This window comes from Flavobacterium flavipigmentatum (assembly GCF_020911905.1).
Lineage (GTDB): Bacteria > Bacteroidota > Bacteroidia > Flavobacteriales > Flavobacteriaceae > Flavobacterium > Flavobacterium flavipigmentatum.
In genome coordinates this window covers 230789-244270 of record NZ_CP087133.1, presented here as the reverse complement: position 1 = coordinate 244270, position 13482 = coordinate 230789, and the positions used below count along the sequence as shown (strand labels likewise).

Here is a 13482-nt window from a genome sequence, read left to right as displayed (position 1 = left end):
GTTGGTGTTAATAGACTTTTGCAGTTACCTGAAAAATGATTCCGTTTAGCAATTCTGACGCTTTCATTTTCTTTTTGCCTGGTAATTGTAAACTTAAAATTTCAATAAAACCTTCTTTAATGGCAATTTTAATCTCTTTTTTACTGCTAATTAAGCTTCCGATCTCATAAGAATGTTCTTCCAGAATAAGTTTTGCTTCGTATATTTTGATGTTTAATTCTTCTTCTTTGTCTTTAAGAAAACACCAGGCAGCTGGATAAGGACTCAAGCCACGAATCAGATTATTGATTTCCTCGCCCGATTTTGTCCAGTCAATTTTGCAGTTTTCTTTGTTTAGTTTGTACGCTGTTTTTATTTCTGCATCTTCTTCTTGAATGGTTGTGGAGACATTTCCTTTTTCAATTACTTTCAGGGTTTCAATAACAGTTGTACTTCCCAAATTCATCAGGCGGTCGTGCAATTGTCCCGCATTTTCGTCTGGATCAATGCCAATTTCCGAATTTAGGATCATGGCACCGGTGTCTATTTTATCATCAATAAAAAAAGTGGTAACTCCGGTTTTGGTTTCTCCATTTATGATAGCCCAATTGATTGGGGCGGCTCCTCTGTAATTAGGTAATAGCGATGCATGAAGATTAAAAGTCCCTAAAGCCGGCATTTCCCAAACTACTTTAGGTAACATTCTAAAAGCAACTACGATTTGCAAATTAGCATTCAATGCCTTCAATTCAGCAAGGAAATTCTCGTCTTTAAGATTTGTGGGTTGTAACAAAGTCAGATTGTTTGCCAGCGCATATTCTTTTACAGCCGAATATTTTATCTTTTGCCCGCGACCCGCCGGTTTATCAGCAGCGGTAATAACGCCTACGACATCGTAATTGTTTTTGATAATGGTAGCTAGAATTCCGACAGCGAATTCTGGAGTTCCCATAAATATAATTCTCAATTTTTCCATTATAATTTTAAAGTGTATGTATTATTGGGTTGTATGATAATGTAATTGTTTTCTAATAATTCCTGAAGTGCCAGAATAACGTCACCGGCATCCATTTTTATTTTGGTTTGAATTTCTCTCGAAGTCAGGGATGCATTCTTTAGTAAAAGCAAAATTTTATCAGGAACCGAATCGGCATCGCTAATTTTACCTTTTTGCCTAATGCAATAGGAGCAGACACCACAATTTTCGGTAGTTTTTTCTCCAAAATAATCCAAAATCAATCTGTTTTTACAGGTTTTTTGCTCCTTAACATAATAAAGAACCGATAAAAGCTGGTCTTTTTTTAATTGATTTTGTTTTTCCAAATATTTAGAAACTCGGTTGATGGTAAGGTTGTCTTCCCGAACTTCATTAAATAATATCGTGGCATCGTTATTTTTTGCTTTATAATCGATGATGTCTTTTTCTTTTAATTTTTCTAAAACTCCGCTCACTTGTTGCTCGGTATGATTGGATTTTTTCGCAATAAGCGAAAGATTAAAAGGAGTCTTCATTTCGTAAATTCCAGGATAGGTACGAAGAATGGCCAGAATAATTTCTTCGTCATTCGGATTCAGGCTCATGTACCGAATGACTTCTTTAGACTCAATTAAAAACTGCATTGTAATTTTTTCCGAAAATTCCTGAGACATGGTGATAATGCCTTGCTGATTCAGAAATTGTAACGCATTATACGTTTTTAGTGTCGGAAAGTCATATTTTTGGCAAAAATGATTCAGTTTAAAAGAAAAAGAATCGTCTAGACCTTCGCCATAAGCAATCTGAAAATAATTGCAAAGTTTGATATAAATCGCATTTAGGAACTTTTTGTCGGGCAAAATGCTCAAAAACTGCTGCTCAGATTGATTGCTGTCTGAGGGATTTGTCAGTAAAACAGCAAACGCTTTTTCGCCATTACGTCCCGCTCTTCCAGATTCTTGATAATAATTTTCGATGTTTTCCGGAAGTTGGGTATGAATAACGGTTTTTACGTTGTCTTTGTCAATTCCCATCCCGAAGGCATTTGTAGCTACGATTACTTGCACTTGTTCGGACATCCACAGTTGCATATTTTTGTCTTTTTCTTTAGCCGAAAGGCCGCCATGATAATAAGTTGCTTTAAAACCCAAAGACTGTAATTGTGTCGACATGTTCAGGCACGATTTTCTATTTCGTACATATATAATAGAAGGCTGCGGATTTTTCTTCAAAATCTGTTCTGTTCGGTACAGCTTGTCTTCGACTTCAAAAACCATGTAAGCGATATTTTTTCTTTCAAAAGACTGCTGAAAAAGTACAGGTGTTTTCAATCCTAACTCAGTTTTGATATCTTCAATCACTCTGGGAGTCGCGGTAGCGGTCAAAGCCAAAAACGGAATCTTAGGAAAATGTTTTTTAAGTTCTGAAATCTTCAAATAAGCCGGGCGAAAATCGTGTCCCCACTGCGAAACACAATGTGCTTCATCAATGGCAATCAAATTGATAGGAAGGTTTTTAATGCGTTCCAGAATCCAATCTGATTGCAATCGCTCTGGCGAAAGGTATAAAAACTTGTAATTTCCGTATTGACAATTATCTAGCAGGTCAATAATTTCTTCTGTATGAATGCCGCCTGTCAGCGCGATAGCCTTTATTTCACGCTTTTGCAAATTTGCTACCTGATCTTTCATAAGAGCGACCAAAGGCGAAATTACCAGGCAGATTCCGTCTTGCATCATGGCGGGAACCTGAAAACAAATCGATTTTCCGCCGCCGGTGGGCAGCAAAGCAAAAGTGTCCTGACCATCCAAAACAGAGTCGATAATCTCTTCCTGCAGTGGCCTAAAACGGTCGTGTTTCCAGTATTTTAAAAGAATCTCTTGCGCTTTGGACATGGGGTTTTGTTTTAAAGTTTAAAAATTTAGAAATCAGTTTCTAGTTTTACAACTTTAAACACATGCCTAAATTTTATCTAAGATATAAAGAATTCTGTTCTCTACCGTATCTTTAGGCACTTCAATTAAGTCGTAACCGTATTTATTGTATGTGTCAATAAGATGCTTTTGTATCGTCAATGCCTGTTCAAAATTTTCGTAACGCTCAGTATCGCTCTCGTAAATTTCTTCCCAAGGTGGCAAAATAAAAGTCTTAGAATATTTAAAATCCTTGCATGCTTCTATGAAATTTGACGGATAATTATCGCCAATATAATCCATATAAGCCACAACATCAGGAATTCCACGGTCTATAAAAACGACTTTGTGTGGTTCTTCAAGAGCATTTTCAAATTGTTTTATGCGTCCTTCCAGCAACATTTCGCTAAACAACAAAGGCTGTTCCAAAAACAATTGATCGATGCCGCGTTGCTGCGCTTCAAGAGTCACTTGTCTCGAAATTTCAGGATAACAACAGTAGCCACGAGCTACCAATTCGTTGATAAGAGTAGATTTTCCCGTTCCCGGGCCACCAATGAGTACTATGATTTGTTTTTGCACTTTCTTAAAATAAAGCGCAAATTTACCTAAACTTATTCGTATTTGAAAAGAATTTTTTGTCAGAAGCGAATGATTTCGCAATTTTAGTAGATATGAGTTCCTGCTGTCCGCTAAAATCTTTTGCTTTTTAAAGGAAAAAACAAAAGGATTTCCGCTCCCATCAGGGCTAGATAGCAAAAATGGTTTTGTTTTTGGAGGCATCTCAATCGTTATTTTTTCTGAAAGTTTTAGAAAACCTTGCTGGTCTTTCAAGATTTAGTTGATTCTTGAATTTTCTCTAATTATAAGAGTAAATTTTACAGCGAAATAGCGTTGCAAAGTTTTTTTCTCTGCCCCTTTGAGCCTTTGTAACTTTGCCCCTTTTTTCTAAATAAAAAATCTAAAAAGTCTGAAACCAAAACCGTATATTTGCCTTTATTTTTAATTAAGAATGGATAACGATAAAGAAAAAAAAACCGCCGAATTTTACGAAAGATTAAAAGTGGAGTTGGACAATTCAAATACTTGGCCAGCAGAATATTTGTATAAATTTATTATGCCTTCAGTAGGTGATAATGTCGAGAGAGTAGAGAATGCTTTTGACAACATGGGAGCGGTTATCAAAACAACAAAATCTAAAACAGGTAAATTTACCAGCGTTTCTGTAGATGTAACAATGAATAGTGCTGATGAAGTGATTGGCAAATACAAAGAAGTCTCTACAATAGAAGGTATAGTTTCATTATAAATTATGGTCGAAAAATATAAAAAAGAAAACGCGAATGATGTTGTTTTTAATTTAGAATACAACTCTGAAAGACAACATTTACTTATTCCGGAATATGGTCGTCATTTGCAAAAATTGATTGATCAGGCTACTGCTATCGAAGATGATGAGACGCGAAATAAAGCGGCAAAATACATCATCCAAGTAATGGGAAGCCTGAATCCGCATTTGCGTGACGTGCCTGATTTTCAGCATAAATTATGGGATCAGCTTTTTATCATGTCTGATTTTAGACTCAATGTAGATTCGCCATATCCTATTCCGTCTCGTGAAGTTTTACAACTCAAGCCAGACGTTTTGCAATATCCTCAAAATTTTCCAAAATACAGATTTTACGGAAACAATATCAAATATATGATTGATGTTGCGAACAAATGGGAAGACGGCGAAATGAAAAATGCATTAGTATTGGTAATCGCCAATCACATGAAAAAATCGTATTTGAGCTGGAACAAAGACACGGTAAAAGACGATGTGATTTTTGAGCATTTATTTGAATTGTCTGGTGGCAAAATCAACCTGTTGCAAAGCACAGAAGAGCTTCTGAATACAACAGATTTGTTGCGTACTAACAAACGCATTTCAAATAAAATCGCTCCGGCAGGACCACCAAAAATCCAAAGCAATAAAAATAATAAAGGACCGGGAAAGCCAAAGCCTTTTCAGAAAAATAATAATCAGAAATAAAAAAAGCTACTAAGGTGCTAAGTGCCTAAGGTTCTGAGTTTTTTATAACTCAGAACCTTAGAATCTCAGAATCTTAGCAACTTAAAAGAAGAACCTTAAAAAAAGAATATGGGAGTATTTAAAATCGAAGGAGGAATTCCTTTAAAAGGAGAAATCACGCCACAAGGTGCTAAAAACGAGGCATTACAAATTTTATGCGCGGTGCTTTTAACAGGCGAAAAAGTAAAAATTAATAATATTCCCGATATTATTGACATCAATAAATTAATCACTTTGTTGGGTAATTTAGGAGTTAAAATTCAAAAAAATGAACCTGGTTCGATTACATTTCAATCTGATGAGGTAAATGTTGGCTATTTAGAAACCGAAGCTTTCAAAAAAGAAGGTGGAGCACTTCGTGGCTCTATTATGATTGTTGGACCTCTTTTGGCTCGTTTCGGAAAAGGATATATCCCAAAACCGGGTGGTGATAAAATTGGCCGTCGCAGGCTGGATACACACTTTGAAGGTTTTATTAATCTTGGAGCAAAATTTAGATACAATAGAGAAGATCATTTTTATGGTGTAGAATCTCCAAAAGGCGGACTTACAGGAACAGATATGTTGCTTGATGAAGCATCTGTAACAGGAACAGCCAATATTGTAATGGCTGCTGTTTTGGCAAAAGGCACAACAACCGTTTACAACGCTGCTTGCGAACCTTACTTGCAGCAATTGTGTAAAATGTTGAACTCTATGGGTGCTAAAATTACCGGAGTGGGTTCAAATTTACTGACTATCGAAGGTGTTGAAAGCCTTGTTGGATGCGAACATACAATCTTGCCGGATATGATTGAAATTGGTTCTTGGATTGGTCTTGCAGCCATGACAAAAAGCGAAATTACAATCAAAAATGTGAGTTGGGAGAATTTAGGTTTGATTCCAAACACCTTCAGAAAATTAGGTATTACGATCGAAAGACGTGGTGATGATATTTACATTCCCGCTCACAAAAACGGCTACGAAGTAAAAACAGATATAGATGGTTCTATTTTGACCATTGCCGATGCGCCATGGCCGGGATTTACGCCTGATTTATTAAGTATCGTTCTGGTCGTGGCAACACAGGCAAAAGGAGATGTTCTTATTCATCAGAAAATGTTCGAAAGCCGTTTGTTTTTCGTCGATAAACTAATCGATATGGGAGCAAAAATCATGTTATGTGATCCGCACAGAGCGGTGGTTATGGGGCATAATTTTGAGTCTCAACTAAAAGCGACAACCATGTCGTCTCCAGATATCCGTGCGGGTATTTCATTGTTAATCGCTGCACTTTCGGCAAAAGGAACAAGTACAATTCAAAATATAGAGCAAATCGACCGTGGATACGAGCGTATCGACGAGCGTTTAAGAGCTATTGGAGCAAAAATCGTGAGAGCGTAAAATAGCGGCTTCGAATTTCGCAAATCACACTAATTTTTTAAGCTCTAATTTGTGAAATTCGTGGCAAAAGAAAAATAAATTTAGTTCAAAAATAGTCTAAATGACAAACGAACAAAAAGCTATAAAAGCTACCTATTTTAGTATAGCTGGAAACACCTGCTTAGCCATTTTAAAAGGCTTTGCAGGTTTTTTTGGCAATTCTTATGCCCTGATTGCAGACGCCATAGAATCGACTACAGATATATTTTCGTCTTTCCTTGTGTTATTCGGAATCAAATATTCTAATAAACCGGCTGACGAAAATCATCCGTATGGGCACGGTCGCGCAGAACCTCTCATTACTTTTTTGGTTGTAGGTTTTTTAATTACATCGGCAACGATTATTGGCTACGAAAGTATTGCCAACATTCAAACTTCGCATGATTTACCAAAATCGTGGACACTTTATGTTTTGGGCGCTATTATTATCTGGAAAGAGTACTCTTTTAGATTGGTCATGAAACGCAGCAAGCAAACCAATAGCTCTGCTTTGGCCGCAGATGCGTGGCATCATCGCAGTGACGCCATTACTTCTGTAGCAGCGTTTCTCGGAATTTCGATCGCGCTCTTTATGGGAAAAGGATACGAATCTGCCGATGATTGGGCAGCACTTTTTGCTGCTTTTTTTATACTTTACAACAGTTATAAAATTTTCAGACCTGCTCTTGGCGAAATCATGGACGAACATCTAAACGATGATTTAGTAGAAGAAATTCGCGTAAAATCATTAACCGTTGACGGTATTTTGGGTACCGAAAAATGTTTTATACGCAAAGCCGGTATGCGTTATCATGTAGATCTTCACGCTATAGTTTCGGCAAAAATATCAGTAAAAGCGGGGCACGATCTGTCACATCAGTTGCAAGATACTTTAAAAGAAAAAATTCCTCAATTGGGCAATGTGCTCATTCATATCGAGCCAGACGATTATCATTGATAAAAGATTCTAAGGTTGTAAGTCACTAAGATTTTTCTTTAGTAGATTAAAAAGTAAAATCCGTTTATTCTATGATGAGTAAACGGATTTTTTTATGGGGGTTACCTTCGGCCGGGCTATCCGCTATATCTTTTGCTTTTTAAAGAAAAAAGATTAGTGAAAAGCAAAAATAAGCAAAACGAATAAAACCGTTACTATATAGTAGTTTATAAAACGCAGTCTAAAATTGGAGTTCAATGTCCGATAGGTTTTGGGCTTAAAATGACAAGGCTAGGTTACTAAATCATTACTTATTATATTTTGATTAAACAAAATACAAGAGTTTATATTTCAGTAGTTTGCATTGCTTTTCATATTTCCTTGTAATTCAATAAAAGTTAATTTTAAACATTAAATTTTTGAGTTATGGAGAAAACAAAAAGATCCACGTTCAAGTTATTATTCTACCTGAAGAAAAACGAACCAAAGAAGAACGGTAATGTGCCTATTATGGCGCGTATTACCATTGATGGAATCCCGAAAACCTTCGGAACAAAGTTAGAAATTAATCCTGATAATTGGGATTTAAAGCACGGAAGAATTTTAGGCAAGAGTGCTCCAGCATTAAGTGCTAATCTTAAATTAGATAATATACGGGTGCGCATAAACAAGATTTATGATGATATGCTCAAAGACGAGGGTTTTGTCACCGCACAAAAAGTAAAGTTTTCCTTTTTAGGAGTTGGTGTTATAGATGGTGCCGTCCTCAAAGTATTTAAGGAACAGAATGACGATTTTGAAAGAATGGTCAGCAATGGAAAGCGTTCTCAAAATACCTACAATAAATACAAGGCAGTGTATAATCATCTTTGTGAATTTATCAAGGAACGTTATCATAAGGAGGATATGGACTTTCGAGAATTTACTTCCGATTTTATTCGGGAGTTCGATTTCTTTCTCCGAATAGATAAAGATTGTACTCATAATACAGTTTGGGTCTATACAATGCCAATCATTGCTTTGACAGAATTGGCTATAAAAAAAGGTCTGATACGCAAAAAACCTTTTGAAGATTATAAAATCAGCATGGAAGAAACTGATCGTAGCTATCTTTTAAAAGATGGTGTAGAAAAGTTAATGCTTCTAAAGCCTTCTAAACCAAAATACGAACTTGTAAAAGACCTCTTTATTTTTAGTTGTTTTACAGGTCTTTCCTATGTAGATATTCAAAAGCTAAAATGGAGCAACATACAGTCATTTTTTGATGGTCACCAATGGATTATTAGCAGGAGAAAGAAATCAGATGTTGCTTCAAACGTTCGTTTATTGGAAATCCCAATACATATTATCGAAAAGTACAGAGGAGTAACCCGTAATGATTATGTTTTTCCGATACCTTCCAATCCAACCTGTAATACTCACATTAAGAAATTAATAGTGGAAGCGGAAATCATTACTGAACAGAAAGTAACCTTTCATACAGCACGTCACACATTTGCTACGATGTTCCTAACTGAAGGTGTACCACTTGAAAGCCTTAGTAAAATGATGGGGCATAAAAATATTTCCACCACACAGATTTATGCCAAGATTACAAATCAGAAAATAAGCAAGGATATGGATTTGGTATCACATAAATTCTCTGGAATGGAAGCTGCATTTGTTGTTATGGGGTCGGATGTATCAGCACAGGACGAAATTATTTTGAATGGAGAAGAAGTTGAACTTGTTACTTGATTCTTTTCATCACACATCAATATAAGCAGGATTTAACGATCCTGCTTTTTTTATGTCCCTACTTAATCCTCAAAGCACATTTTTTTCCTGTACAAATTCCACTACTCCTAAAAGAGCTTTGAACGGATGTTTCAGTAAAGCGTATTGAAAAATTCAATGCACAATCCACAACAATATTTTTCATTACCCTTTCAGTGGCATCAAGCCATCCTATTTAAAACCCCCATAAACAATAGTTGTTTAGAAATTCTGCTACGATGAGTGCAGGTTTTCTAAATCACATAGACCATTTCCTAAATGCCTCTTCCAATGGCTTCCACATGAGTTTTTATCCAAGAACCGGTATGCTGTTTTGTCCCATTTCAAGAGCAAAGGTATCTCCGTGTTCTTAACGCAGAAACAAGGTCATGCCCTACGGGTTTGCAAAAAAATCTCCACCCATGCGGGTTGTATTTGTTTTGCAAAACCTTGTTCCTGCTAAACACTAACCTTTCTTGCTCGTGAAACGAAACAAAGCATACTCCGGCTCTTTAGACGAATAAAAAAAATGTCAGAAAAGAAAAAATACAGCATTAGAAATGGTAAAAAAGTGAAACAAAACTTCAGCACCTCCTCTCATTGCCGAATAAATCAAAACAAAAGAAATAAGAATAAAATTAATAACGCAAAAAAGATAAAATCATGAACATCACAGGAAGACTGACAAGGGATGCGGAAGTACGCACAACGTCACAGGAAAAACAAGTAGTAAATTTTTCAGTAGCAACCAACGACAGCTACCGTAACAAGCAGGGCGAACGAATTGAGCAAACAACCTATTTCGACTGCTCCTATTGGATAACTCCGAACGTAGCCAAGTTACTCACAAAAGGCACATTGGTAGAATTATCAGGCAGGGTAAGCGCAAGAGCGTGGACAGGTAACGACGGAGAAGCACACGCAGGACTGAATTTCCATACCTCAAACATCAAACTGCATGGCGGTGGCAAAAAATCAGAAACAGCACAGACAACCACAGCAACAACCAATAACAAAAAAGAGGACGACCTCCCATTTTAGTAACGTGTAATCATTTTTTTTAACCTTTTAAATCATTTATTATGGCACATAATATCAATTTCAACGAGAGAACAGGGCATTATTCATTCTTTAGCGTTCAACAAAAAGCGTGGCATGGCTTAGGGCAAATCGTTTCTGATTACCCAACAAGCGAAGAAGCCATAAAACAAGCAGGATTAGACTATGAAGTCGCTAAAAGTCCTTTATATACAAAAGGTTCGGGTATTATCCAAACCGCAAACGATATTGAGATAGGCAACAGCGAATTGGAAGTACCCAATTATTTTGCGAACATCCGTACCGATAACAATGCCGTCTTGGGTGTTGTGGGTAAAGATTACCACATTGTACAAAATCGTGAAGCATTTAATTTCTTTGATGCTATTGTAGGCGGTGGCGATGGCATTTTATACGAAACCGCAGGAGCATTGGGCAATGGAGAACGTATTTTTATCACAGCCAAATTGCCCGATTATATCCGTGTAGGTAATGGCGATGATGTTACAGAAAAGTATATTTTCTTAACCACTTCGCACGATGGTAGCGGAAGTATAACAGCCGCATTTACCCCAATTAGAGTTGTTTGTCAAAACACCTTAAACGCCTCGTTACGCAGTATGACCAATGTAGTGCGCATCAAGCACACTTCGGGAGCAAAAGGGCGTATCGAAAACGCTCACAAGATTATGGGACTTGCCAATACATTGAGTAATCAATTAGAGGGGATTTTCAATGAGTGGACAAAAGTAAAAGTATCAGACCGAGAGGTAAAAAAGCTAATACAGTTGGCACTATGCCCCAACAAAGAAACGCTTGACCTTATCAAAAAAGGTGCGGAAGATGAAATTTCCACCGTGTTCAAAAACACTGTTGAAGATGCTTTTACGTATGCGATGATAAGCGATACACAGCAAATGGACACGACCAAAGGTACATTATTCGGAGCGTATAATGCCGTTACGGGCTACTATCAGAATGTGAGAAATTACAAGAACGATGAAGCCAAGTTGCAAAGCATTGTATTGGGAGGTACTGCCCAACTCAAATCGCAAAAAGCTTTTGAATTATGTACCTCTTTTGCAATAGACGGAGTGGAAATTCTAAATCTTAATTAAACAACTACAGGCTACTGCCTTAAACGGTGGTAGCCTACTAAAGAAATAGATGTGTAATGTATGTAACAGATTTAAACGGTTATCTCATTGAGATAACAGACCTCAAAGAAGCCATTAAGATGGCGCAAGAATACAAAGAATACCGACACGAGGATAAAAATTTCTCCGAGTTTGACAAAAGGCAAAAAGCCTATTGGCAGGATATGTACGAGAAACTAACAGCAATCAAAAAGGATTAGATAATAATTAAAAATTTTAGCACAATGAATACAAATTTTTTCAATCAGATACAGCAGTTAGACTTTACAGGAGTATTGCAACTGAACATTTCAAAGGGAGCAGAAGCCAACCTAATTGTATCGGTAATGCTCAATAATGACGGATGCGGAGATAACGCCAAAAACCGTATTCCCCCATTGATATTTAATGCCACGCCCCAAGAGTTTGACGAGGGATTTTTTGAACAGATAACCATACCAATACAAAAGGTATCAGGTTTAATGGTCGATATGGAAGGTTTTATGAAGCAATTGGAAGAAGCCAAAAAGCATTCGGCAATGGAGAAAGAAAAAGCCGATAAACAGAAAAAAGAACAGGAAGCCAAAGACAAGAAGTTTAAGGACGGTATGGCAAAGGCTGACGAACTGGAGAAAGAAGGCAAATTTCGTGAAGCGTGGATGAAAGTACCCGAAATAGCAGAATTTCCCGAAAAAGCAGACGAGATACGCAAACGCAAAACAACATTGTCTGACAAGTTTGCCACACCGAACCTTTTCGGAGCAATGGAAGAAACAGCACCCGAACCGCCACAAGAGGAAGAAGTTACAGCCGACTATCCCATAGATGAAACGGACGAAGAAGAAAACAAGTAGTAACCCTTAAAAACGAACATTATGTTATTAGCAACCCAATTAGAGCGAGTGTTTATACTCAAAGATAAAGGACAGGAAGTCCGATTGACCGACCCAGAACCACGATGGAGCGTGGAAGCAGTATTGAACTTTTACGCCAATATGTACCCGATTTTGACCACCGCCAAAATTTCTGTACCTGCCATTAAAGATGATGCAGTCGAATACCAATTTGAGAGCGTTATGGGAACGAAAGGTTAAACCTAAAACTAAAGTAATGAACGATGCAACGCAATATCATATCGGGTATAATCAAAACCCCACAGCAGTCCAAACAACAGATTTTGCACAAACAGTTGGGCGAGTTCGCAGACTCGATGCAAAGACCCAAAGATGCAAACGAAATTCGGAAAGACAAACAGAAATCAGTACCCACGGAAATGTTGCCAATGGTTTTCTAAAGACTACTTTTCTGCCTAAACTGCAAGAAAATAATATGGCACAGGCTTGTAAGGAAACAGTAAAAATGGAGAGGGATTTTTATAATTCCCTTTCCAAACTTGCCGAGCATTACAAAATAGTACCAATACAGACCAATCAATTCAAGTATCCCTACAATGTAGCCTTGGCTATATGGGATATGGAGGAAAAGCTAAAAGAGCGTGTTTTAAATTGGGAAGAAATACGTTTGATACAGGACAGCAAGAAAACCTATTTTGTTAGTGAAGAACGCTACAATACAGGATCAACACTATTTTACATTCCTGTTTCGCCATTGTACCGCCTTTTACACGACAAAAACAAAAAAGCTAACGCACATTTATTATTATCCGTTTGTGCCTATCTGTACCACGTAGCCGATATTCCGTATTACAGACAGGAAGCAAGCTATCTCTATTGGATGTACGAAATGATGAACGATTGGGTGGAACAGGACGACTACACGGAAGAAACGCAAGGTTATCTTGCAGAGATAAAAGAAGCCGAGTTTATCGGGGATTTTATCGAGCAACGGCTTTACAACTGTACCAATCTGAACGTATTTGAACAACGGATTGAAAAGTTCAAAGTAAGGAATGATTTTGACAGGGAATGTTTAGCAGTAGCAAAAGAAGCCTTTACCCTATATCAAATATATCCCAATGAAAATGTATTCCGTAATGCAAAACCTAACGGAGAAGCATCTGAAGAAGATATGGAGAACGTTATCGGAATGGAAAAGTACATTTCATTTTATGCAGACCACAAAGGGTGGCTCAATGAAACCTTGATACAATCCGTAAACAGTGATATACAGGAATACGGACAAATGGAAGAACCGATTATACTGAAACAGTTTGACGGCAGGGATATATCTGCCAAGAATCTTTGTTTTGAAAACAAATTATTTCAACTGTTACTCAACTTATGCGATATTTTGAACCAATGCTAAATACTGGA

Annotated in this window: 14 protein-coding genes; 11 read left to right on the top strand and 3 right to left on the bottom strand. The window is 37.1% G+C overall.

The window, feature by feature from the left end:
* Nucleotides 1-7: 7 nt before the first annotated feature.
* The 3 genes from fmt to LNP22_RS01200 all read right to left on the bottom strand — a co-directional run bounded on the left by fmt (nucleotide 8) and on the right by LNP22_RS01200 (nucleotide 3450).
* Nucleotides 8-955, bottom strand: a complete 948-nt coding sequence (fmt, locus tag LNP22_RS01210; RefSeq protein WP_229974950.1) for a methionyl-tRNA formyltransferase — start codon at nucleotides 953-955, stop codon at nucleotides 8-10.
* Nucleotides 955-2850 carry a RecQ family ATP-dependent DNA helicase gene (locus LNP22_RS01205; protein ID WP_229974949.1) on the bottom strand — a complete coding sequence of 632 codons (1896 nt, stop codon included), beginning with the start codon at nucleotides 2848-2850 and terminating at the stop codon, nucleotides 955-957. The genes fmt and LNP22_RS01205 overlap by 1 nt, the downstream gene beginning before the upstream one ends.
* A gap of 66 nt (nucleotides 2851-2916) precedes the next feature.
* Complete coding sequence (locus tag LNP22_RS01200; RefSeq protein WP_229976342.1) at nucleotides 2917-3450, bottom strand: AAA family ATPase; 534 nt, start codon at nucleotides 3448-3450, stop codon at nucleotides 2917-2919.
* 430 nt (nucleotides 3451-3880) lie between these two features.
* Here LNP22_RS01200 and LNP22_RS01195 point away from each other — a divergent pair, with 430 nt between their 5' ends.
* The 11 genes from LNP22_RS01195 to LNP22_RS01145 all read left to right on the top strand — a co-directional run bounded on the left by LNP22_RS01195 (nucleotide 3881) and on the right by LNP22_RS01145 (nucleotide 13474).
* A complete protein-coding gene (locus LNP22_RS01195) occupies nucleotides 3881-4177 on the top strand; it encodes a DUF493 family protein (protein ID WP_210667558.1) in 297 nt (98 codons plus the stop codon).
* 3 nt (nucleotides 4178-4180) lie between these two features.
* Nucleotides 4181-4903, top strand: a complete 723-nt coding sequence (locus LNP22_RS01190) for a DUF4290 domain-containing protein (RefSeq protein WP_210667559.1) — start codon at nucleotides 4181-4183, stop codon at nucleotides 4901-4903.
* A gap of 108 nt (nucleotides 4904-5011) precedes the next feature.
* A complete protein-coding gene (murA, locus tag LNP22_RS01185) occupies nucleotides 5012-6325 on the top strand; it encodes a UDP-N-acetylglucosamine 1-carboxyvinyltransferase (protein WP_229974948.1) in 1314 nt (437 codons plus the stop codon).
* A 100-nt stretch (nucleotides 6326-6425) separates the two neighbouring features.
* A complete protein-coding gene (locus LNP22_RS01180; protein ID WP_210667561.1) occupies nucleotides 6426-7301 on the top strand; it encodes a cation diffusion facilitator family transporter in 876 nt (291 codons plus the stop codon).
* Nucleotides 7302-7706: 405 nt separating this feature from the next.
* On the top strand, nucleotides 7707-9017 hold the full coding sequence (locus LNP22_RS01175; protein ID WP_229974947.1) for a site-specific integrase: 1311 nt from the start codon (nucleotides 7707-7709) through the stop codon (nucleotides 9015-9017).
* Nucleotides 9018-9698: 681 nt separating this feature from the next.
* On the top strand, nucleotides 9699-10076 hold the full coding sequence (locus LNP22_RS01170) for a single-stranded DNA-binding protein (protein ID WP_229974946.1): 378 nt from the start codon (nucleotides 9699-9701) through the stop codon (nucleotides 10074-10076).
* A gap of 41 nt (nucleotides 10077-10117) precedes the next feature.
* Nucleotides 10118-11191: a DUF932 domain-containing protein gene (locus tag LNP22_RS01165; protein WP_229974945.1), complete on the top strand. Its 1074-nt coding sequence runs from the start codon at nucleotides 10118-10120 to the stop codon at nucleotides 11189-11191.
* A gap of 56 nt (nucleotides 11192-11247) precedes the next feature.
* On the top strand, nucleotides 11248-11430 hold the full coding sequence (locus LNP22_RS01160) for a hypothetical protein (RefSeq protein WP_229974944.1): 183 nt from the start codon (nucleotides 11248-11250) through the stop codon (nucleotides 11428-11430).
* 24 nt (nucleotides 11431-11454) lie between these two features.
* Nucleotides 11455-12063, top strand: a complete 609-nt coding sequence (locus LNP22_RS01155) for a PRTRC system protein E (protein ID WP_229974943.1) — start codon at nucleotides 11455-11457, stop codon at nucleotides 12061-12063.
* A gap of 21 nt (nucleotides 12064-12084) precedes the next feature.
* Nucleotides 12085-12303 carry a PRTRC system protein C gene (locus LNP22_RS01150; protein ID WP_229974942.1) on the top strand — a complete coding sequence of 73 codons (219 nt, stop codon included), beginning with the start codon at nucleotides 12085-12087 and terminating at the stop codon, nucleotides 12301-12303.
* A gap of 16 nt (nucleotides 12304-12319) precedes the next feature.
* Nucleotides 12320-13474 (top strand): hypothetical protein, encoded by a 1155-nt coding sequence (locus LNP22_RS01145; RefSeq protein ID WP_229974941.1) that lies wholly within the window; start codon nucleotides 12320-12322, stop codon nucleotides 13472-13474.
* The last annotated feature ends 8 nt before the right edge of the window (nucleotides 13475-13482 follow it).